At 67.8% G+C, this 21906-nt stretch carries 15 protein-coding genes; 4 read left to right on the plus strand and 11 right to left on the minus strand.

The features are described 5' to 3' along the window. Positions 1-4: 4 nt before the first annotated feature. The 9 genes from BAU07_RS04915 to tssA form a co-directional block, all read right to left on the minus strand. Positions 5-2464: a type VI secretion system Vgr family protein gene (locus BAU07_RS04915; RefSeq protein WP_066654621.1), complete on the minus strand. Its 2460-nt coding sequence runs from the start codon at positions 2462-2464 to the stop codon at positions 5-7. Continuing rightward, positions 2464-5283 carry a type VI secretion system ATPase TssH gene (tssH, locus tag BAU07_RS04920; RefSeq protein ID WP_066654622.1) on the minus strand — a complete coding sequence of 940 codons (2820 nt, stop codon included), beginning with the start codon at positions 5281-5283 and terminating at the stop codon, positions 2464-2466. The genes BAU07_RS04915 and tssH overlap by 1 nt, the downstream gene beginning before the upstream one ends. After that, positions 5280-6326, minus strand: a complete 1047-nt coding sequence (gene tssG / locus BAU07_RS04925) for a type VI secretion system baseplate subunit TssG (protein WP_066654623.1) — start codon at positions 6324-6326, stop codon at positions 5280-5282. Before tssG ends, tssH begins: the two co-directional genes overlap by 4 nt. Beyond that, entirely contained in the window at positions 6290-8014 is a 1725-nt protein-coding gene (gene tssF, locus BAU07_RS04930; RefSeq protein ID WP_066654624.1) for a type VI secretion system baseplate subunit TssF, read from the minus strand. Before tssF ends, tssG begins: the two co-directional genes overlap by 37 nt. A 4-nt stretch (positions 8015-8018) precedes the next feature. Further along, positions 8019-8438 carry a type VI secretion system baseplate subunit TssE gene (tssE, locus tag BAU07_RS04935; RefSeq protein WP_066654627.1) on the minus strand — a complete coding sequence of 140 codons (420 nt, stop codon included), beginning with the start codon at positions 8436-8438 and terminating at the stop codon, positions 8019-8021. A 114-nt stretch (positions 8439-8552) separates the two neighbouring features. Next, complete coding sequence (locus BAU07_RS04940) at positions 8553-9041, minus strand: Hcp family type VI secretion system effector (protein WP_066654630.1); 489 nt, start codon at positions 9039-9041, stop codon at positions 8553-8555. A gap of 101 nt (positions 9042-9142) precedes the next feature. Further along, positions 9143-10630 carry a type VI secretion system contractile sheath large subunit gene (gene tssC / locus BAU07_RS04945; protein ID WP_066654632.1) on the minus strand — a complete coding sequence of 496 codons (1488 nt, stop codon included), beginning with the start codon at positions 10628-10630 and terminating at the stop codon, positions 9143-9145. Between the two features lie 3 nt (positions 10631-10633). After that, positions 10634-11149: a type VI secretion system contractile sheath small subunit gene (gene tssB, locus BAU07_RS04950; RefSeq protein WP_066654634.1), complete on the minus strand. Its 516-nt coding sequence runs from the start codon at positions 11147-11149 to the stop codon at positions 10634-10636. 24 nt (positions 11150-11173) lie between these two features. Further along, the gene (tssA, locus tag BAU07_RS04955) at positions 11174-12787 is read right to left on the minus strand and encodes a type VI secretion system protein TssA (protein WP_066654636.1); all 1614 of its coding nucleotides are present in this window, start codon (positions 12785-12787) and stop codon (positions 11174-11176) included. Positions 12788-13132: 345 nt separating this feature from the next. Between tssA and BAU07_RS04960 the strand changes: the two genes are divergently transcribed. Further along, positions 13133-16768, plus strand: a complete 3636-nt coding sequence (locus BAU07_RS04960) for an AAA family ATPase (protein WP_066654639.1) — start codon at positions 13133-13135, stop codon at positions 16766-16768. Positions 16769-16958: 190 nt separating this feature from the next. Here BAU07_RS04960 and BAU07_RS04965 read toward each other — a convergent pair whose 3' ends face one another. Next, entirely contained in the window at positions 16959-17783 is an 825-nt protein-coding gene (locus BAU07_RS04965) for a HipA domain-containing protein (protein WP_415830481.1), read from the minus strand. Continuing rightward, the gene (locus tag BAU07_RS27780) at positions 17702-18187 is read right to left on the minus strand and encodes a HipA N-terminal domain-containing protein (RefSeq protein ID WP_415830482.1); all 486 of its coding nucleotides are present in this window, start codon (positions 18185-18187) and stop codon (positions 17702-17704) included. Before BAU07_RS27780 ends, BAU07_RS04965 begins: the two co-directional genes overlap by 82 nt. Positions 18188-18349: 162 nt before the next feature. Between BAU07_RS27780 and BAU07_RS04970 the strand changes: the two genes are divergently transcribed. The 3 genes from BAU07_RS04970 to BAU07_RS04980 all read left to right on the plus strand — a co-directional run bounded on the left by BAU07_RS04970 (position 18350) and on the right by BAU07_RS04980 (position 21904). Then, complete coding sequence (locus BAU07_RS04970) at positions 18350-19855, plus strand: amidase (RefSeq protein ID WP_066654641.1); 1506 nt, start codon at positions 18350-18352, stop codon at positions 19853-19855. 274 nt (positions 19856-20129) lie between these two features. Further along, positions 20130-21071 (plus strand): ABC transporter permease, encoded by a 942-nt coding sequence (locus BAU07_RS04975; protein ID WP_066654643.1) that lies wholly within the window; start codon positions 20130-20132, stop codon positions 21069-21071. Further along, entirely contained in the window at positions 21071-21904 is an 834-nt protein-coding gene (locus BAU07_RS04980; RefSeq protein WP_066654645.1) for an ABC transporter permease, read from the plus strand. The genes BAU07_RS04975 and BAU07_RS04980 overlap by 1 nt, the downstream gene beginning before the upstream one ends. The last annotated feature ends 2 nt before the right edge of the window (positions 21905-21906 follow it).

Raw genomic sequence — 21906 nt, forward strand, 5'->3', positions numbered from 1 at the left:
GTCCTTATCCCAGCATGACGACGGTTCCGCTGACGGTGATGTCGCCCAGGCTGGTCACCGCCACCGAGCCCGAGCCCTCCACCGTCACCGTGCTGCCCTCGATCTCGGCGCCCGCGGCCGTCAGGCTGATGGCGGCGGTGCTGCCCGACAGCGAAGTCGATATGGAGCTGCTTACGGTGCATTCGCCGGAGCCGTCGATGGTGGTCGTGGCGCCGGACAGGATCACGCCGGCGGGTTGGAGCTGCAGGGAGGCCGGTACCGAGCCCATCCAGACGCTGGGCGAGAACACCTTGTAGCTTTCCAGCGCCGTGGCGGTCATCTGGCCGGCTTCGTCGGACTTCTCGGCGGCGACGCCGTTCCATTTGAGGGCGATCCACGAGGTGTTCGCGTTGGTGTAGTTGGCCGCATCGCGGACGATGCTCTTTTCCAGCAGGTTGATTTCCTTGGCCGCCACCCCTTCCACCGCCAGCTTGAAGCCCAGCGTCGATTCGAATACCGCGGCTTCGCACATCTCCGCCTTGGCGCCGAAGAAGTGGCCCACGGTTATCGCCTCGACGCTTTCGATCTTCATGCCCAGGAAGTTCTCGATGACGATGCCGCCGCTCTGGCCCGCGGTGATGCCCGAGGGCAGGTCCTGCGCTTCCGATCCGAGGAAGTTCGCCAGTTTGTCGTCGCTATCCGAGCCCGCGGCCACGCGGTAGTGGCCGGGCACTTCGATCAGCATGCTGCTGCCGGCATACAGCTCGCCGTGCAGGTCGGTCTTCATGTGGAAGCCGTCGTCCACGCCGGGCTCATCGGACTTGCCCAGGTTCAGCGATGATTTTTCCGTCGGGCTGTAGAGCCGTATGGCCTGCGCGGCCTTGCTGCCTCCGGGCGGGGCATCGGCCAGCACCATGGTGTTGCCGCCGGGCGTGCCTATCACATGCTGCGCGGAATTCCCGGCATTGACGACGCTGGGCGCCTCGGTGTTGGGCAGCGCGGACACGATCACCGGGCGGTCGGGATCGCCGTTCAGGAAGGCGATCAGTACCTCGGTGCCCTCACGCAAGGGGAAATGCATGCCGGCATTGGACACCTGGTCCATGGGCGCGCCGCCGGCGTAGGGCGTGGCCATGCGCACGAAGGCCGAGTTCTGGTCGCCGTCGTATCGTTGCCGGGCGAACATGAAGCGCACCTTGTAGGCGCCGTTGGCGTCCGGCTGGGCGAAGAGCTGCGGCGTTCCGGGCGTGCCCACGTCGATGAAGCCGTTGACCAGCCGGTCCACCTGCGGCACCGGCGTGACGCGCGGCGGACGAAACTGCAAGGGATCCGATGTCGTGTCGTCGGGATCCAGGTAGCGCGGCAGGGCGACGAAGTCCGCGCGATACGCGTCGATATCGGTCTGCGGCGCGGTCTCGACGGCCTGGGTGCCTTCGTGCGTGACTTCGATGACGTAGAACTGGCGCGGGTTCACGCCGCTCAGGTATTCGGAAACGGTCAGGAAGCGCGCCGGGCGGATACCCGGCGTGCGTGCTTCGCCTTCCACGCGCAGGCGCCTGCACGCCAGTTCCTGCGCCCGCCATGCGGCCAGCGTGTCGCCGGACACGCTGCTGTTGTCCTGGACCTTCACGAAGTGGTCCGCGGCGCTGTGGTATTCGCCGACAGCGCGCGTCGACGGCGGCAGCGGCAGGTTGGCCTGGCCGGACAAGGCCACGGTCGTGTTCGAGTGCTCCGGCGTGTCGTGCAGCACGACGCGCTTGGGCGGCAGGCCGACGCGGCGGTTCAGCCGCATGATGGCGATCTGGCTGGCGTCCGGATCGATCATGCCCTTGGGGTAGTACACCGCCGTGTCGGCTTGCGCGGGTTGCTGCGCCACGCCGTTGGCGAAGACCACGGATTCCTGCGACGCGCCCTGTTCGAACCAGAAGTAGACGCCGTAGTGTTCCAGCTTCCGCAGCAGGAAATCCAGGCAGCTTTCCTCGAACTGGCAGGTGAAGTCGGCCTGGGTTTGCGTCAGCTGCGTGGCGGCGATGCGGTAGTCGTAGGGCGCGCTGTCGCTGCTGTACGGTTCCGTCATGCCGGCGTAGGCCAGCAACTGCTTGATCAGGTCGGCCAGGTCGCGATTCAGGTAGATGTCGGACCAGTGCATATCGCGCAGGCGCGCCATGCGCGGCTCCAGCAGCACCTGGTAGTAGTGATGCGTGTCGTCGCGGCCCTGGTCGGCGCCCTGCGTCACGATGCCGTGCCACTGCCGCAGCGTGCCGTCGGGCGCGCGCGCCGTCAGCGTGGCCGGCTGGTCCAGCAGCTTCTCCAGCGCGAGATCGCCCTGCGTTACCGCGAAGGTGATGGCGAACTGGTATAGCCTCGACACGCCCTCGGTGCCCTGCCAGTGCGTCACGATGACACGGGCGGCGGGCGCGGTCGAAACCGGCAGCAGCGCGTCCAGCGACGCGCAGTCGAAGGTGTAGTCGTAGGGATTAGCCATCAGTTGGCCGCCTCCGTCGGCGTGATCGTCCAGCCGCCATCGGCGGCGGTGTCGACATGCAGGGCGCTGAGCGTGCGGCCTTCGGCCATGGCGGACAGCACCGCGTCCGACAGCACCGGCGTCAGGCTCTTGCGCAGGATGAAGTCGATGTTGCGCGCTCCGCTATCGACTTCCGTGCAGCGCGCTGCGATCGTGTCGGCCACCGTCGGCGCGAAGGTCAGCTGGATGCGGTTGGCGGCCGCCAGGCGCTGCTGCAGCTTGCCCAGCTTCAGGTTGACGATGCCGGCCAGCTCCGAGGGCGGCAGGGTGTAGTACGGGACCACCGTCATGCGCGCCAGCAGGGCGGGCTTGAAGTGCTTGGCCAGCACCGGGTGGATGGCCTGGGCCAGCGTGTCGGGATCGGGACGGCCATCCTGCGCCAGCCGCGTGATTTCTTCGGTGGCCAGGTTGCTGGTCAGGAACACCACCGTATTGCTGAAATCGATCACGCGGCCTTCGCCGTCGGCCAGGGTGCCCTTGTCGAAGACCTGGTAGAACAGGTTGACCACGTCCAGGTGGGCCTTTTCCACTTCGTCCAGCAGGACGACCGAATAGGGGCGCTTGCGCACCGCTTCGGTCAGCACGCCGCCTTCGCCGTAGCCGACGTAGCCGGGGGGCGAGCCGACCAGGCGGCTGACGGTGTGCTTCTCCTGGAACTCGCTCATATTGACGGACACCAGGGCCTGGTCGCCGCCGAACAACTGGTCGGCGATGGCCAGCGCGGTTTCCGTCTTGCCCACGCCCGAAGGGCCGACCAGCAGGAACACGCCCATCGGCTGCTGCGGATCGCGCAGGCCGGACTGGGCCGCCTTCACCGTGGCAACGATCTGGTCCACGGCATGGTCCTGCCCGCGGATGCGTTCCTTGATGTGTTCGGCCAGCGTCAGCACGCCGCTGACCGCGTCGCGCTGCATCTTGCCCAGCGGCACGCCGGTCCAGTCGGACACCACCCGCGCGACCGCGTCGGGATCGGTTTCGATGAAGACCAGCGGCTCGCGGCCCTGCAGCGTTTTCAGATGGGCGCGGGCTTCGTCCAGGCGCGCGTTCAGCTCGGCGGTGTCGGCAGGGGCGGCGGTCGCGGCGCCGTTGCCGGAGCCGGCGCCTTGCGTGTCGGCCGATGCGGGCGCGGATGCGGCGCCCGCGCCGCGGCCTTCATCGGACCCGGCCGCCTGGTCCTGCGCATCGCCGGACGAAGACGTGCCGGCTTGCGCATCGCCGCCCGCTGCGGCGGGGTTGGCGCTGGCGGCTACGCCGGCCTGCGCCAACTGCTTGCGCAGGTCCAGTACGGCCAGCGCGGCTTCCTTTTCGGCGGTCCAGCGGGCGTGCAGCGCGTCGCGCTGCGCTTCCAGCTCCGCGCGCTCGGACACGATGGCGTCCAGCCGCTCGCTATGGCTGCCTGGCTCGAAGCGCACGTCGCGCTCCAGGGCCTCGCGTTCCCGCTCCAGCCCGGCCAGGCGGCTTTCCAGGTTTTCCAGCTCGGCCGGCTTGATGCCCAGGCCGATGCGCACGCGCGCGGCCGCCGTGTCCAGCAGGTCCACGGCCTTGTCCGGCAGCAGGCGGCCGATGATGTAGCGGTCGGACAGCTCGGCCGCGGCGACGATGGCGTCATCGCGCACGGTGACCCCATGCGCGGCCTCGTAGCGGTCCTTCAGCCCGCGCAGGATCTGCACCGCCGTGGGCACATCGGGCTCGTCCAGCTTCACCACCTGGAAGCGGCGCGCCAGGGCGGGGTCTTTTTCGAAGTACTTCTTGTATTCGCTCCACGTGGTGGCGGCGATGGTGCGCAGCTCGCCGCGCGCCAGCGCGGGCTTGAGCAGGTTGGCGGCGTCGGAACCGCCGCTCTGCCCGCCGGCGCCGATCAGCATGTGGGCTTCGTCGATGAACAGGATAGTCGGCCGCGCCGCGCCCTTGATCTCGTCGATGACGCCGCGCAGGCGGTTCTCGAATTCGCCCTTGACGCTGGCGCCCGCTTCCAGCAGGCCCATGTCCAGTCCCAGCAGGCGCGTGTCGCGCAGGAAGTCCGGCACATCGCCATTGACGATGCGCAGCGCCAGGCCTTCGACCACGGCCGTCTTGCCCACGCCCGGTTCGCCGACGCAGATCGGGTTGTTCTTGCGCCGGCGCGCCAGGATGTCGATCATCTGGCGGATCTCGCTGTCGCGGCCGAATACGGGGTCCACCTTGCCGGCCGCCGCCTTGGCGGTGAAGTCCTCGCAAAAGCGCCCGATGGCGGCTTCGCCCGCGGCGGAGGCCTTGCCCGCCGCGCCGCCCGCGCCGGCGCCGTCGGCGATCTGCGTGCTGGCCTCGTTCGAGCCGTCCACGATGGCATCGAATTCGGCTCCGAGCTTTTCGCGCGAGACGGCGCGCAGGGTCTCGGCGTAGCGAGTGCCCGCGCCGTAGTAGCTCAGGCGCGATACCAGGGCCAGCAGCATCGCGCCGCTGCGCACGCGGCTTTCGCCCAGCGTGATGGACGCGGTCAGCCAGGATTCCTGCACCCACTCGGTGAGCAGGCTGGAGAACACCGGGCGGCCGGGATTGCCGTTCTTCAGCTGGGCCAGGCTTTCGTCCAGCTGGGCGCCCAGGCGCAGCGGATCGACATCGAAGTGGGCCAGGATGCGCTGCACGTCGCCGCCGGGCTCTTCGACCAGCCGGCGCAGCATGTGCTCCACCGCGATCTCGTAATGGTTGCGTGCCAGCGTCAGGCCGGCGGCGCCTTCCAGCGCGGCCGAACACGCCGGGTTCAGGCGCGCGAACAACGGTTTGAGTTCCACCAGCATCATTGCAAAGCCCCTTCGGTTATCCGTGATGAATCGGTTTCGATCGGCAGGAATACTTCGTCGTAGCGCGGCCACGGCGCGCCGGTATCGCCTGGCGTGGATTCCGGCAGCCAGGTGTTCAGGCCGAGCTGGTGCCACCCTTCGCCCAGGCGGGCGCCGGGCCGCTGCTCGGGACGCACATGCAAGGCCAGCGCGCAGCGCAGGGGCGTCTTCAGGTACAGCGCGATGGCGTCGACCAGCTCCGCGTGCCGGGCCGTGCCGGGCAGCATCTCCGCCAGCCGCGCCGCCGGAATGGGACCGACATGCACCAGCAGGCCGCCCGCGCGTTCATCGATGAGGCTGCCCAGCAGGGCGTCCTCGCCCAGGCGGCAGGCCTGCTCGCCCAGTACGCAGCGTGCCGGCCGGGGAATGAAGACGGTTTCGGTGACGCAGGGTTCGACCTCCACCGGCAGGTTGTCCAGCAGGCCGGACACCAGCGACTGCAGGCCCAGGGCCGAGCGCGGGAACTGGTTGAAGTTGCCGGCGTGCGGCAGCAGGGCCCGCGCGGCCTGCCAGCGCGTGCCGCGGTTGCCGCCCAGCCCGACCAGGGAAAACAGCTGGTCCAGCCGCGTCTGGTCGCGGCGCTCGGCGACGGCCAGCCACAGGCGGTTCTTTTCCCAGGCGCGAAACAGCAGCGGATAGAGCGCCGCATGCAGGATGTCCAGGAAGTCCCGTGCCGTCGAGTTGCCCTGTAACTGTTCGTCGATCAGGTCTTCGGTATAGAAGGTCGGCAGCGGCGACGTGACACCGTACAGCCCGAAGAAGTTCGCGGTGATGCGGTACTTGCCCGCGGCGTCGCGCTCGATGGTTTCGATGTCGCGGTCGGGGAAGGACAGCGACACGGCCGGGCGCACGCGCACCTCGCGGTGGAAGACGTCCTCGTCCGCGTTGCGCAGGCGCAGCAGCCGCAGCGCCTGGAAGAAGGCGTAGCGGTGGCCTTCGGCCAGCAGCGGATCCGTGGACGGATCCGCTACAGGAGGCGGAAACGGCCGATCTTCGCGGGCCATGTCAAGGTCTCTCCGTTGACGGTATCCACCAGCGTCAGCGCACTGAAGGTGTTGAGGGCGGTGGTGCCGGCCAGGAATTCGTCCAGCACGGTGCCGAACAGGAACAGGCTGCCCGGCCCGGGGAAATGGTCGCCCCGGCATTCGATGCGCACTTCGCTGCCTTGCACCGGCATGCCGCGCACGATGCGCCGCGCCGGGTCCACCGTGACGCGCGTAATGGATTCGATGCTGCGCCGCGCCGCGGCGTTGCGCTGCGCGTCCACCTGGCGCGGCGGGATGTACAGCGACAGCAGGTCGCGCAACTGCCCCTCGGAGGCCAGCGCAAGATGGTTGGCGTTCAGGTGCGACAGCACGCGCCACAGCAGGGCGCTGTCCACCATGGGCGGGCAGTGCGGCGTCACGCCATGGATGTTGCGAAAGCCCACGCGCGGCGGCGAGTTGTCGGTCGGCTCGCAGATGTCGCCCAGGCGCAGGCCTTCCGGCAGGTCGCCATGCGTGCAGGTCAGCCGCGTGGACAGCGTCTGCGGCTGCGGCGTGCCGCCCTCGGCGTAGGGCAGGCTCAGGTAGTGGTCGTAGCCGCGATGCAGGGCCGAGGCGCGGATGCTGATGTTGTACGAGGCATCGTCGCCGCCGCGGAAAGCCGAGAACGGATGGTAGTCGCGTTCGGTGCCGTCGGCGGCACGGGCGCGCACGCCGTCCACCGAGAAAATGCGTTCGATCGGCTTGTTGCCGCGCGACACCGGATGGATGCGGTAGTCCGGCTGCAGGTGATCCACGCGGATCGGATGCGCATCCTGGGCGAACAGGTTGGCCGCCGGCGTCGCGTTCAGGATGAAGCTGGACGCGCCCACGGACGGCGCCCAGCCGGGCACCTGGTCGAACATGATCTGGATGGAAAAGCCGGTGGCCTTGCCGCGCGCGGTCCAGGAAGACAGGCCGGTCAGGTCCAGGAACAGCAGTTTTTCCGGCAGGGCGAAGTATTCGTGCAGCACGCGCCAGGCGGGATGCGCGCCGGCTGGCCAGGGCAGCAGCTCGAGGTCGGGCCGCAGGCCCGCGGGCTCGATGCTGGCGGGCGGCAGCACCGTGATGGGGCCGCCCTCGGCGCTGATGCGCACTTCGCTGACATAGCGCTGCAGCAGCAGGTACAGGCGCGCGGCGTCCGCGGGCGCATCGCCCAGGAACACGCGCAGCCGGTCGCTTTTCCAATCGGCCGCCGTGGGGCCGACCATGTTGAATTGCAGGCGCAGCGAACGCGGCTTCGTGCCGCCGCCTTCCCACTGCACGGACTTCAGTTCGACCGGCTCCAGCGTGACCGGAAAGGAGGCGCGGAAGATCGTGCGCTGGCCGTCCACCGGGACGGACGCGAACTCGGTGCCGGCCGGTATGGTGACCGAGTCCTCCAGCGTCGAGCGCGGCTCGTAGCGCATGATGGTCATGCAGGGCAGCGGCCGCAGCATGTGCGGAAACAGCAGTTGCGCCAGGTTCTGGATGAACTCGGGGAAATCGTCGTCCAGGCGGTGGCGGATCAGCCCCGTCATGAAGGCCACGCCTTCCAGCAGGCGCTCGACGTCGGGATCGCTGGCGCTATCGGCGCCCAGGAGCGGCGCAAGCGCGGGGTTGCTGGCGGCGAATTCGGCCGCGAGCGTGCGCAGATAGCCCAGTTCCTGTTCGTAATAGCGGTTCAACATGCCCTTATTGCCTCCGGAGCGAAACCTTGCCGTTGGACGCCACGTGCGACGTCAGCCGCACGGGTATTTCGCGATCGTCCACCGCGATGAAACCGCTGATCGCGAACGCCAGCGACAGTACTTCGTCCTGCACCGCCGTAAAAGTGATCTGCGGCTGCCGCAGGCGCGGCTCGTAGCGCTGGATCATGCGGCTCATATCCTCGATCATCTGGCCGGTGGTGCCGCTGCTGAATGACCCGGCCAGGTTGGTGAAATCCGGCACGCCGAACGACGGATCGATCGGGACGCTGCCCTGGCGCGTGTTCAGGATGCGCCGCAGGTGTTCCAGTATCGAGTCGACCAGGATCTCGGCACGCGTGATATGCGAGCGCTCGACGTCCGATCCCAGACTGGCGATGCGTTCAAGCAGACGGTGTTCTCGCATGGCTTCGATGAGGCGGGCGCGTGCGCCCGCCCGCAGGATGTAAGGGGGCTCCGGCGGCCGCGGGGCAGTCCCGGCATGGGACCGCCGCCGCGGCCTGGAGCGGCCCGGGGGCTATCAGGACTTCGGCGCGAGCCAGGAATCCTCGGCTTCGATGCCATCCGGCACCCACGTCCAGACGATCTTCTCGTAGGTCATGGCGACATCTTCCATGTGGCCCAGTTGACGGTTGTCGGGTTGCAGGCAGTTGGGCACCCACAGGCGGGTCCCTACGATGACGGCGTTTTCCAGCTGGATCGTGTAGTACTTTTCCTCGGTGCCCTTGGGGCTGATGCGGTAGAACTCCAGCGTGACGGTCTTCATCTGTTCGCCGGAGCACAGCGCCTGGTAGATCTTGGGCGAGGACTTGTCGATTTCCTTGACCAGGGTCAGGCCCAGGTGCTGGCGCTTGCCGGACGGCAGGCCGCTTTGCGGGTTCTTGGGGATCTCGATCGTGTGATCGACCGCCTGGATGAGGATCTTGCCGGTGTGGCCGGTGATTTCGCAGGAACCTTCGATCTTGCCTTGGTTTTGACCTTCGAGGGTCAGGTAGCACGGCATGGCCATGGTAAATTTCTCCTTGCAGTTGTTGACGCTAGATGCAATTGCACGTGAAACCGGCGGCGTGCCGGTGGCAGCCGGCACGCCAGTCCCGGTGAGTCATCGGGTCAGCTCTTTTCGAGCTTGCCCACCAACGAAAGCGTGAAAGAAGCGCCCATGTACTTGAAGTGCGGGCGAACTTTCAGGCCGACGCGATACCATCCCGGGTCGCCTTCCACATCCGAAACGGTAATTTCCGCCTGGCGCAGCGGACGGCGGCTACGCACGCCCGGCGCCGGGTTGTCCATATCCGCCACGTACTGGCGGATCCAGTTGTTCAGCTCGGATTCCAGGTCGGTGCGTTCCTTCCAGGTCCCGATGTTTTCGCGCTGGATCACCTTGATGTAGTGGGCCAGGCGGCTGACGATGAAGATGTAGGGCAGCTGGGTGCCGAGCTTGTAGTTCAGCTCCGCGTCCTTGCCTTCCTTGTTGTTGCCGAAGAACTTGGGCTTCTGCACCGAGTTGGCCGAAAAGAACGCGGCGTTGTCGGTGTTCTTGCGCATCGTCAGGGCGATGAAACCCTGCTCGGCCAGTTCGAATTCGCGGCGTTCGGAGATCAGCACCTCGGTGGGGATCTTCGTCTGCGTTTCGCCCATGGCCTCGTAGTTGTAGATGGGCAGGTCGCCCACCGTGCCGCCGCCCTGCGGGCCGATGATGTTGGCGCACCAGCGGTACTGCGCGAAGCTGTCGGCCAGCCGGCTGGCGAAGGCGAAGGCGGCGTTGCCCCACAGGAATTCCTTGTTCCCGCCCGTCACGTCCTCGTTGTAGCGGAACTTCTTGCTCGGCACGGTATCGTCGCCGTAGGGCACGCGCAGCAGGAAGTTCGGCAACGTCAGGCCCACGAAGCGCGCGTCTTCCGTCTGGCGGAAAGCGTTCCACTTGGTGTACTGCGGCCCTTCGAAGACGGCGGACAGGTCCTTCAGGTTCGGCAGGTCGGAAAACGAATCCATGCCGAAGAACTGCGGGCCGGCGGCGGCGATGAACGGCGTGTGCGCCATGGCGGCCACGCTGGCGATCGATTGCAGCAGCTTGATGTCCTGCCCGCCGGGGTTGAACGAATAATTGCCCACGATGGTGCCGAACGGCTCGCCGCCGAACTGGCCGTATTCCGCGGTGTAGACCGCCTTGTACAGGCCCGAGCGGGTGATGTCCGAGGCGTCCTCGAAGTCCTCCAGCAGCGCTTCCTTGGAGACGTTCAGGATCTCGATGCGGTTGTTTTCGCGGAAATCCGTGCGGTCGATCAGGAACTTCAGCGAGCGCCACGACGATTCCAGTTTCTGGAACTGCTCGTTGTGCATGATCGCGTCGACCTGCCGGCACAGCTTGCGGTCCAGGCCGGCGATCATCTCGTCGATCAGGCCCTGGCTGACCTTCTGTTGCGAGCGGCTCGGCTCCAGCAGTTCGGCGACGAAGGCTTCCAGGCCCTGCCGCGTGATCGAATAGGCTTCATCGCCCGGCTTGACCCGCGTCGATTCGATCAGTTGATCGATCAGCGAACCGCCTTCCTGCGCCGCGCCCTGCGCGGCTCCCTGTTGCTGCGGGGATTCCTGGCTCATCGTTTACTCCTTTTTGTCCGACGCATCGTCGGCCGCCTGTACGCCCAGTTCGCCCAGCAGCCGTTCGCGGGCGCCTTCGTCCTGGATCAGCATCTGCAATTTCTTGCGGAATTCGGGCAGGTTGCCCAGGGGACCCTTCAAGGCCTTGAGCGCCTCGCGCAATTCGATCAACTGGCGCAGTTCCGGCACCTGGCCGACGATGGCGTCCGGTTCGAAATCGCGGATGTTCTCGAACTTCAGCGACACGGCCATGGCTTCGTCGGACTCGCCTTCGGCCAGGCGGTTGGGAACCGACAGCGTCAGGTTCAGGTTCTGGGCCTTCAATACGTCGTTGAAGTTGTCCTTGTCGACCTGGATGGGCTTGCGCTCGTCCAGGGGGGTGTCCGACTGCTGGAGCGTGAAGTCGCCCAGCACGAGCTGCTTGAGCGGCAGCTCGACCTGCTCCTGGGCATCGCCCGTGGCCGGCTTGTAGACGATATTGACGCGTTCCTTGGGGGCTACTGATCCTTCATTGGCCATGTTTCTCTCCTAGGTTCCGGTGGGTCAGGCAGCGGCGGTTGACTGCGAAAGTTGCCAGGCGGCCCGGCAATCCACGCTGGCCAGCCTGGCCAGCAGCGTGTTGGAGGGCCCGGCGTCATCGGCGCCGTATCGCAGTTCGACGGCCGCCGCCAGCGCCAGGGTTTGCCGGGCGAGTTCCGGTTCCCATAGCGGCAGACGGTGGGCGTCGAGTTCTTCAATCAAGGGGGTGAGCAAGGGCCGGATATCGGCGCGGCCGTCGAAGCGGTGCAGCAGCGCGCACTGCGCCAGCCGCAGGCGGAAGCGCGCGCGCAGGCCCTCTGCGCGGCGCGATGCCTGTTGCAGCCGCTCCAGCGCTTCGTCCAGCTTGCCGGCCACGGCGTCGGCTTCCGCCGCGGAGGACAGGGCCGCCAGGTCGTCGCCTTCCCTGGCGTTGCCGACCGGACCGGAATCGCTGCCCGCCAGGCTTTCCAGCCAGGCGCGGGTTTCGTTGTCGGCGAAAGGCTGGCCGTCGCTGAATTTCAGTTCGGCCATGCCCGGCAGGCGCGCGGCCAGGCGGCCGGTTTCGAACGCGACGGTGGCGGCGGCCTCGGTGGCCCCCATGCGGGTCAGCGCGGCGTGGCTGGCGCGGTTCAGGTCCAGCCAGTAGCGATGCGCGATGAGGTGGGATTCGGCGAACTGCACCACGGCCTGCGGCTCGCCGGTCTGGGCGATCTGCTGGAAGCCGCCGGCAATCTGCAAGGGCGGGGGCATCAGCAGCGTCGTGCCGCCCTGCACCGGGGGCAGGCGATCCAGCGTGGCCCAGGCGCACACCCGGTTCAGCCGGAACAGCAGGGGCAAGGTGGGCTGGGTCTGCAGATACCAGTCGATCAACGGGCGCAGGCCGGCCAGGGCGGCATCGGCCGCCGCTTCGGGATCGGCGCCCGCGGCCGGCGCCACGGTTACGGCCGGGCGCGGAGCCGCGGCAACCATGGCGCCACCGGCGGCAGCCTGCGCGGTATTGCCGGCGGGCGCCGCGCTGGAAGGCGCCGCGCCGGAAGGCGGGGCTGCATCTCCCTGGGCGGACTCGGCCGCGGCAGTCGGCGGAGCCTCCACCGGCAGGGCGCGCAGCGTCGAGCGCAGGCCATAGAAGGCGGGCGCCTCGTCATCGTGACCCTGCCATGCGCTGTCCAGGGCTTCCCAGTCCTCCAGCATGGCCGCGTGCGTGGCGGCCGGCAGCGCGGGATAGCCGTCGCGGTTGGCTTGCAGGCGGTCGCTCAGGTGATCGAGCAGCCATTGCATCTGGTTGCGCCGGCCCCGCAGCCGGGCGGCCGGCGGCGACATATCTTCCCAATAGGTGTCGACCAGCTCGCGCAGCACATGAATGCCGTCGGCCAGTCCCGGCAGGCGCGCGGTTTCGAGCAGGCCGGCCACCAGCCAGGTGCCGGCGGCGAGGTCCTTGCCTTCGTGGCCCAGGATCTGGACCGACAGGTTGACGACCGCGTTCCAGTCGACGGCGGCGCTGGCATGGATGTCGGTGAGCAGGTCGATCTGCGCCTTCAACGCCGTGAAGGCGTCGCCATCGCGCGGGCTCTCGCCGGCGGGGTGGTCGGCGCGGATGGGGCGATTCCCCACATCACGGTCGAAGCTTGGTGTTGACACAGTGTTTCACCTTTGTATCCACCCCTGCGATACCGTCTGATACACGGTGTGGCCTGGGTGGGATGCCTGCCGCCGCTGCCGCCTCGGGCAAACGGTTGATGGAACGCATCCTAGACGGACGGCGTTAACACACCGTTGAAGCAAACAGGCATACAATCGTTACACTGTGAAATGGATTAAACGCGGATTAAACGGCCGACAGGTACAAAGAGGATCGCATCGCAGCACCTCGAAACGGGTCGGGAAACAGTTCATCAGGGGGAAGGGCACTGCAATGTTGACGTCCACGACGCTTGGCGGGGACCCGCGCTGACCGCGCGGCGCTTCGTTCCGCCCCAGGCCGCCATGCATCCCAGCCTCCTGCGACCCGTGCAACTCCGTCTGCTGGGCGAATTCGACGTCGCCGTGGGCGATGTCCAGAGCACGCGCGCCATCACCTATAACAAGCCGAGGCTGCTGCTGGCGCTGCTGGCGCTGGCCCAGGGCAAGCCGTACACCCGCGCCGAACTGGCGGACATGCTGTGGCCGGACGAGCTGCGCGACGGCCGCGCCAATCTGCGGCATGCCCTGTTCGTGCTGCGGCGGCTTTTCGAGCGCGTGCCGGACGTGTGGCTGTCCAGCAACAACACGCTGGCGCTCAACCCGCGCGCCATCATGGTGGATGTGCTGGCCCTGACCGGTGGCCCGGGGTACGAAGCCTTGAGCCTGGAGGAGCGCCTCTCCTACGACCGCGGTCGCCTGCTCGAATACACCGAATTGCCTGAAAGCCCCGCCTTCATCAGCTGGCGTACCAGTTGGCAATCCCGCATCGAGCGCGAGATATCCGAATGCCGCAAGGCGCTGCTCAGCCGCCAGATCGAGCAGGGCCGCCATGCGGACGCGCTGGAGCACGCCAAATCCTGGGTGCAGGCCCATCCCGACGATGAGGGGGCGCACCGCCAGTTGATCCGCCTGCTGCGCGACAGCGGCAACCGCGAGGCTGCATTGCTGGCCTACGACGATTGCGTTGCCGTGATGCGGGAACGCTACGACTCGGAGCCCTCCGAGGAAACGCGCGAACTGGTGCAGGACGGCATGGCCGTGATCGAGCCGCCGCCTCCAGAGCTGCCCGGGGAGCGGCAATACCGGCCGCTGGCGGTGCTGGCGGTGATCCTGTCCCCGGACGACGCGGGCATGCATCCCGAGCAGACCCTGCACGGCCTGCAGATGGCGCGCAAGCATCTGCTGGATCTCGCGCGCAAGGAAGGCTGCCATGTCCTGCGCGGCATGGCCAGCAACCTGGCCATCGTGTTCGGCTATCCCTCGCTGACCGAACGGCCGACCCACGCCGGGGCGCGCCTGGCCTGCGCTTTCCGTAATGTGGCCCTGCCGCCGGGGGTGCGGGTGGGCATGGGCCTGCACGCGGACATCGCCCTGATCGAATCCGACGAGCGGCCCGACGCGGGAGCCCTGGTCACGCAGGAGGCCATGCGCCTGGGCTATCTCGCCGAGGCGGGCGAGGTGCTGGTGAGCGCCGCCGTGCGCGATCGCCTGGCGGATCAGTTCGGGGTGCGCAGCGAGAAACGCTATGGCCGCGACCTGTGTCTCCTGGAAGCGCCGCTGGAAGGACAGGGCGTGCACCGCATGTTCGGGCGCGTCCGTGAATTCGACAGCCTGGTGCGCATGTGGGCGCGGCTGCCGCCCGCCCATCCGCCCACCGCGATGATGATGCGCGGCGAGCCGGGCATCGGCAAATCGCTGCTGGCCGGCGTCATGGCGGAGTACGTGCGCCGCACCGGCGGCGAAGTGTGCCTGCTCGCCTGCCACGAAGGACATGGCGACACGCCGTTCCATCCCGTGCGCGAGTACCTGTTGCGACGCCTGTCGCTGGAATGGGGCGCGACCGACATCAGCGACGCCCCCGCGGGCGATCTGCGCTCACGTTCGGTGGACATTCTCTGCAAGCGCGTCGGCCTCGATGCCTCCGTGCGGGACGGGCTGCGGCGGGTGCTGTTCCCGGAAAGCGGCCGGGGCGGTCCCGGGGAGCCCGTGCCGGGCGATGCCTCGCGCGGACAGCTGGTGGAGGTGCTCGCCGCCATCCTGGCGCATCGTGACGAACCGGGACGGCCACGGCTGTTGATCTGGGAGGACCTGCATTGGGCCGACCAGTCCAGCCTGGCGCTGATCCAGGCCCTGATGGGCCGGATGCAGGCGGCTCCCATGATGGTGCTGACGACCGCGCGCGAGGAATTCTCGCGCACCTGGCAGGCGCACGACCTGGTGCTCAAGCCGCTGGACCGACAGGCCATGGCCGAACTGGTGGTGCATCGCTCGCGCGGGCAGCGCCTGGCGCCCAGGCTGCGCAGCCAGATCGTCAGCGGCGCCGAAGGCATCCCCTTGTACGCCGAAGAAATGGTGCGCCAGGTGGCGCTGGGCGGGGACATCGGCGTGACGCCCGTCGTCGCCGACCTGATCGCCTCGCGCCTGTCGGCGCTGGACCCGGCGGCGCGCCGGCTGGCGCAGTTCGCCGCCGTCGCCGGCCGTCTGGACGACGCGCTGCTGGCACGGGCCGCCGCAGCCGGTGGCCTGAGCAGCCGCGATATTCCGCGCCTGCTCGGCGAACTGCACCGGCGCGGCCTGATCGATGACGGCGTGCCGGCGAGTTTCCGCCATGAATTGATCCGTGCGGCCATCTATACGACGTTGAATCCCGGCGAACGGCGCCGGCAGCATGAACAGGTTGCGCAGTACCTGCTGGACATGGATCCGCGCGCGAAGGGACCGGAACCCGCCTATATCGCCTTGCACCTGGACCAGGCCGGCCGGCCGGAAGCGGCGCGCTGGTGGTGCCTGGCCATGCGCGACGCCCTGGCGCAATCGGCGATCGGCGAGGCGCAGGCGCTGTCCGAGCGCGCCCTGGGCGCGCTGGCCTTGATCGAGGACCCGGACGCCCGCCGCAAGGCCGAACTGGAGTGCCAGTTGCTGCGCGGTGCGCTGTTCACGGCGCTCAAGGGCGGCGGCGCGCCGGAGACATCCCGCGCCTACGCGCGCACGGCGGAATTGCGCGACAGCGGCGATGGTCCGCACACGGAATTCCAGCAGCAGTGGGGCGACTGGATGGTGGCGTTCTGCACGCGTCCGCATGCGGACAGCCTGCAACTGGCCGACCGTATGCATCGCGATGCGGCACAGGCGGCCGAAGGCCTGCACCTGGGCTGGGCGCAATACGCCTACGGCTATACGCGGCTGTGGATGGGCGACGCGGTGAACGCGGAGCGCTGGATGCGGTTGTGCATCCAGACGCTGGGCGGGCAGCCGCACCATAGCCTGCGCTATGCCTGCTGCGGGGCCGATGGGGTGAGCCTTGCCAGGACGATGCTGGGGCTTGCGTTGACCTTGCAGGGCCGCGAACAGGAAGGACTGGCGAGCGCGCGCGCGGGTGTCGAAAGCGCCGAGCGGCTGGATCACCTCGCCACCCGGGTGCTTTGCCTGAGCATCCTGACGAAGGTGCACTGGTTGCGCGGGGACGAGGACGCGACACAGGAAGTGGCGCAACGCCTCGCGCCGGTGGCCGGCAAGACGGATTTCCTGTTGTGGAACGAACTCGCGCAGGGCTGGGCGGGCTGGGCCCGCGCGCGCGGCGGCGACGCGACGGCCGTCGCCGATATCGAAAGCGCGGTCCGGGCATGTGCCGAGGGCATGCCGGTGTTGCGCTCCACCATGGAATTGCTGCTGGCCCAGGCGCACCTGGCCTGGGACCATGCCGACGCGGCCATGGGCGCGTTGGAGCGCGCGGGCGCCATTATGGAAATGTTCGGTACGGAGTTCCTGCGCGGCGAATACCTGTGCCTGCTGGGCGATGCCTGGGACAAGCAGGGCGACGGCGCACGCGCGGTCGCCTGCTGGCGCCAGGCGCTGACGGAAAGCCGTCGCCTGGGCCTTTCGCTGTCGGCCCGCAAGGCCGAGGCGCGGGTGTGGGCCGAGGCATCCTGGGCCGCTTGACGCGCTGGGTGGCGCCGCAACGGGAAGGCCGCCGCCTGAAACTGGCCGAAGTTGGCTGATGCCGTCCGAGGATCCGCGGAATGTCACGGATGCGCGCGGAGGCCGGAGGACGCACCATGACCCTTTGCGCTCAGTCGGCGAGCTTGTCGGCCGAAGCCTGCAGTCCTTCCAGGATGCGCTCGGCCAGCGGCTAGGGAAACCCTTGCGGCAGCCTGGCGCGGACCGCGTGTACGACTTCCGGCGTGCGCGCCACCAGATCGTCGACCACGAAACGGGCGCCGCGTCCATCGGGCGTGACGACGCCATGGCGCTCGCCGGCGATCAGCCAGTGCCGCCGCCCGATCTCGCGCATGAGCCAATGCGCGTTTTTCGACCGCACGGCCATGGCCATCTTCGCCCTGAAGGGAGACAGCTTGCCGGGTCCCTCGCCCAGGAACGGTAGCGCGGACAACACGCCATACAAGGGTGTGAGCCCATAGCCACCGCCAGGCCGCAGGAACACGCTGAAGTTCTTGGCATGGCCATCGGGTGCCCACAACATCCACAAGAGCAATTGCGCCTGGAAAAAGAGGCGCTTATCACGCTCGGCTTGCATGGAGGTATCGAGCAAACCCATGACGCGGCCCATGCCAGGCCCTCCGTCGGCCTCGTACTTCAGGTGCGGTGGCGTGCCTGTGGCCTGGCACATGTCTTCCTGTGGCAGCCGGACCAGCCACGTGCGCTTTTTGTCGTTGGTAAACCAGGCGCGGTCGAAGCGCGTCACCGACAGCACCTTCATGTCTTCGAACTGCAGCGGTTCGCACTCGGCCACGGGCAGGCCGTGGGCGCGCAGAATTTCTGCGCAGAGCCACTCGTTCTCCACGGACTCGGCGAGGTCCAACTGCATGTTGCCTACCCGCCCCATGGGTAGCTTGAAAATGTGGGTGGTCGGCGTCACGCCATGTGGGCGGCACCACCGCCCTTCGTAGCGCAAAAGTGCCGTTTTCTCCTGCGCGCCGGCGATGGAAATGCGCAAGTCTTTCGTCCCGGCATGCGCGGCGCCGGCCATAGGGCCGGGTGCAAGCGCCGCGCGCAGCAATCCGGCCACGTCGGCCTCGCCCAGGGGGTCGCCTGGACCGATGTGGCGTCCTCCGGTGCCATGCCCTCGGGCAGGAGCTGGAGCGCGCCCGCGCAATCGCGCCCCACCTGAGCCAGCAAGTCGAAGGCATCGGTGGAATCGGCCCGGTATCTGCGCGCCACCCGTTCACGGATGTCTTTGCTGTCCGGCAACAAGTTTTCGAAGTAGGCCCGCACCGCACTTCCACGATGGGGAGGATTGCCAGGGGCAAAGGGAAGCGACAAGGACAGGGCGCGGCCTCGCGCTGAGGCGACCCAGCGATCGTCATACTGCCTATATGCTGTATTTGCCTCCGCCGGCATGGTGCTGCCGATCGGGAGGGGACGGAACAGGCGGCGAGCATCGGAAGCCCCGGTGGGCGGGCATGGCTTTCCAATTAACAGAAGGCCTGTTGCGAAAAACTCTAATGGACAGTCTCCGCATCGACTTCCAGAATCGGTCGTCGCCCACCGTCCGTGCGATCCATGCCCCAACCCCTGACTTCCTGGTCCGCCCTCGAACTGCGCCACGCCATCGGCGCCAAGGCGATCTCGCCCGTCGAATTGTTGCAGGCCTGCCTGGCGCGCATCGAGGCCATCAACCCGTATCTCAACGCGGTCACCGCGACCTGCTTCGACCGCGCGAGGCAGGAAGCCCGCGCCGCCGAAGCCGCCGTATTGCGCGGCGACCCGCTTGGCGTCCTTCATGGGCTGCCGTTCGGCGTAAAAGACCTGGAAGAGACCGAGGGCCTGCTCACCACCTATGGATCGCCCATGTATCGCAACCATGTGCCGGCGGCCGACAACCTGATGGTGGCGCGCATGCGGGCTGCGGGCGCCATCGTGGTCGGCAAGACCAATGTCCCCGAACTGGGCGCGGGCGCCAACACGCGCAATCCCGTGTGGGGCGCCACCGGCAACCCCTTCGATCCGCGCCTGAATTGCGGGGGCTCCTCCGGCGGTTCCGCGGTGGCACTGGCCACCGACATGCTGCCGCTCTGCACCGGCTCGGACACCGGCGGATCGCTGCGCATCCCGGCGGCCAAGTGCGGCGTCGTCGGTTTCCGGCCTTCACCCGGCCTGGTGCCGGTCGAGCGGCGAGCGCTGGGATGGACGCCCATCTCCGTCGTCGGGCCCATGGGACGCTGCATGGACGATGTGGGCCTGCATCTGTCCGCGATCGCGGGGCGTTCCGACAACGACCCGCTTTCGTACGACGTGGACGCCACGGCCTTCGCCCGGTTGCGGCAACGCGATCTCGCCAGCCTGCGTGTCGGCTACACCGTGGACTTCGGTGTCTGCGATGTCGACGACGATATCCGGCGGGTATTCCTGTCCCGCATCGAGTCAATGCGGCATCTGTTCAAAAGCTGCGCGCCCGTGCAGCCGGACCTGGCGGCCGCCGACCGCTGCTTCGACGTGATCCGCGCCGCCAACTATGTGGCCCGTTATCGCGATGCCTACGAACGGGACCCGGCGAATCTCGGCCCCAACCCGCGCGCCAACTACGAGATGGGCGCCTCGATGACGCTGGCCGACCATACCGCCGCGCACCTGGACCAGACCCGCATGTTCAAGTCGTTCCAGTCCCTGTTCCAGGACTACGACATCATCCTCTCGCCCACCACGCCCGTGACGCCCTTCGCGTGGACGCAACTGGCGCTGGACCGGATCAACGGCAAGCCGCTGGAAAACTACTACCGCTGGCTGGCTCTGACCTATGTCGTTACCCTGATGACCAATCCGGCGTTGTCCATGCCTTGCGGGCGCGACCACGCGGGCATGCCTTTCGGCATGCAGGTGATCGGCGGATTCCGCCAGGACCTGGCGCTGCTCGAAGCCTGCAAATCGCTGGAATGGGCTTGGGCGCGGATTCCCGATCTGGGCCGGCCCTTGCCGGACCTGCAGCGATTGCGCGCGCAGCCGCCACTGGATTTCCGTGGCGGCCTCGTCACCGCGCCGCCGGACGCGGCCTTGGTCCGCGCGGGCTAGGCCGAAGCGCCGCATCGGGCGCCGCGCGCCGGTATCGATCATGCTGGGGATATCCCCATCAGGGCGACTACGGGGTCCGCCGAAAGCCGCGTGTTCATTGGCCTTCCGGCGCGTTCTAATTTGGGCAACGGCTTCTCGACAATATTGAAATTGTTGCGCGCACGGGCCGACCCATAGAATTTGTGCGCCGCGCCAGGGCCTGTACGCGTCATGCCAGTCAGCATGAGGCATCGCGCCCGGGGTCCACTGTTGTGACGCTTATCGACGAGGTCCGATGTTCTCGTACATCCTGCGCCGCCTGCTCGCGACCTTGCCCGTCATGCTGTTCGTCGCGCTGTTCGTGTTCGGCCTGCTCGATCTGGCGCCTGGCGATCCCGCGGCGCTGCTGGCGGGCGAGGATGCCACCGCCCAGGACATCGCCCGCATCCGGGCCACCCTCGGACTGGACCAGCCCTTCCTGCTGCGCTTCGGCCATTGGATATGGGCGGTGCTGCATGGCGACCTGGGGACCTCGCTCTTCACCAGCCAGCCCGTCAGCTACATGATCGGGCAGCGGCTCGCGCCGACCTTCAGCCTGATGGTGATGACGCTGATCCTGTCGGTACTGGTGGCCGTGCCCCTGGGCGCGCTGGCGGCGTGGCGGCACAATGCCTGGCAGGACCGCGGCATCATGGTCAGCGCCGTGCTGGGATTTTCCGTTCCGTCCTTCGTCGTGGGTTATCTGCTGGCCTGGGTACTGGGCCTGCAACTGCGCTGGTTCCCGGTGCAGGGCTATGTGCCCTTCGCGCGCGGCGTGGGGGCGTCCCTGCACACGCTGGTGCTGCCGGCCCTGGCGCTGGGCAGCGTCTATATCGCCCTGATCACCCGCATTACCCGCGCCACGCTGCTGGAAACGCTGTCGCAGGACTATGTGCGGACGGCGCGCGCCAAGGGCGTGCACGACCGCGCGCTATTGTTCCGGCATGCGCTTAAGAACGCGGCCGTGCCCATACTCACCGTGGTCGGCAGCGGGGTGGCGCTGCTGATCAGCGGCACCGTCATCACCGAAACGGTGTTCTCCATCCCCGGACTCGGCCGCCTTACGGTAGACGCGATCCTGCGCCGCGATTACCCCGTCATCCAGGGCGTCATCCTGTTGTTCAGTTTCATGTACGTGCTGATCAACCTGGCGGTGGACCTGCTCTATCGCGTCTTCGACCCAAGGATCAAATACTGATGCGGGCCTTGCTGAAGGCGCTGCGCGCGCATCCCACCATCGCGATCGGCGGCGCGCTTCTATTGTTGCTGGCCTTCGTGGCCTTGCTGGCGCCCTGGCTCGGCACCGTGGATCCCACCGCGCTGTCGCCCGTGAACCGCACGCGGCCGCCCAGCGCGCGCTTCTGGTTCGGCACGGACCTGCTGGGCCGCGACGTGTATTCGCGCGTCATCTACGGGGCGCGCGTATCGCTGATCGTGGGCTTCTCCGTCGCCATCCTGTCCACGGTGATCGGCGTGGCGATCGGCCTGGCGGCCGGCTTCCTGCGCTGGGTCGACGCGGTCGCCATGCGCATCATGGACGGCTTCATGTCGATACCGACCATCCTGCTGGCGATCGCGCTGATCTCGCTGACGCGCGCGTCCCTGCACATAGTCATCATCGCCATCACCGTGGCCGAGGTGCCGCGCGTGGTGCGCCTGGTGCGCGGCCTGGTGCTGTCGCTGCGCGAGCAGCCTTATGTGGAATCCGCCGTGGCGGCCGGCGCGGGCAAGCTGCGCATCGTGCTGCGCCATATCCTGCCCAACACCATCGCGCCCCTGACGGTGCAGGCGACCTATATCTGCGGCGTGGCCATCCTTGCCGAGGCCGGCCTGTCCTTTATCGGCGCCGGCGTGCCGCCGGCGATTCCGTCGTGGGGCAACATCATGGCGGAGGGCCGCGCCCTCTGGCAGATCAAGCCCTACCTGATCGCCTTTCCGGCGGTCTTCCTGTCCATCACGATACTGGCCGTCAATATGCTGGGCGACGGCCTGCGCGATGCCATCGATCCGCGCATGGCGGGGAGGATCTGACG

The sequence above is a fragment of the Bordetella flabilis genome (assembly GCF_001676725.1).
GTDB classification, from domain to species: Bacteria; Pseudomonadota; Gammaproteobacteria; order Burkholderiales; family Burkholderiaceae_B; genus Bordetella_C; species Bordetella_C flabilis.

Coding starts and splice junctions, on each gene's coding strand:
- BAU07_RS04915 (WP_066654621.1), bottom strand. CDS start 2,464: ATGGCTAATCCCTACGACTACACCTTCGACTGCGCGTCGCTGGACGCG.
- tssH (WP_066654622.1), bottom strand. CDS start 5,283: ATGATGCTGGTGGAACTCAAACCGTTGTTCGCGCGCCTGAACCCGGCG.
- tssG (WP_066654623.1), bottom strand. CDS start 6,326: ATGGCCCGCGAAGATCGGCCGTTTCCGCCTCCTGTAGCGGATCCGTCC.
- tssF (WP_066654624.1), bottom strand. CDS start 8,014: ATGTTGAACCGCTATTACGAACAGGAACTGGGCTATCTGCGCACGCTC.
- tssE (WP_066654627.1), bottom strand. CDS start 8,438: ATGCGAGAACACCGTCTGCTTGAACGCATCGCCAGTCTGGGATCGGAC.
- BAU07_RS04940 (WP_066654630.1), bottom strand. CDS start 9,041: ATGGCCATGCCGTGCTACCTGACCCTCGAAGGTCAAAACCAAGGCAAG.
- tssC (WP_066654632.1), bottom strand. CDS start 10,630: ATGAGCCAGGAATCCCCGCAGCAACAGGGAGCCGCGCAGGGCGCGGCG.
- tssB (WP_066654634.1), bottom strand. CDS start 11,149: ATGGCCAATGAAGGATCAGTAGCCCCCAAGGAACGCGTCAATATCGTC.
- BAU07_RS04960 (WP_066654639.1), top strand. CDS start 13,133: ATGCATCCCAGCCTCCTGCGACCCGTGCAACTCCGTCTGCTGGGCGAA.
- BAU07_RS27780 (WP_415830482.1), bottom strand. CDS start 18,187: ATGCCGGCGGAGGCAAATACAGCATATAGGCAGTATGACGATCGCTGG.
- BAU07_RS04970 (WP_066654641.1), top strand. CDS start 18,350: ATGCCCCAACCCCTGACTTCCTGGTCCGCCCTCGAACTGCGCCACGCC.
- BAU07_RS04975 (WP_066654643.1), top strand. CDS start 20,130: ATGTTCTCGTACATCCTGCGCCGCCTGCTCGCGACCTTGCCCGTCATG.
- BAU07_RS04980 (WP_066654645.1), top strand. CDS start 21,071: ATGCGGGCCTTGCTGAAGGCGCTGCGCGCGCATCCCACCATCGCGATC.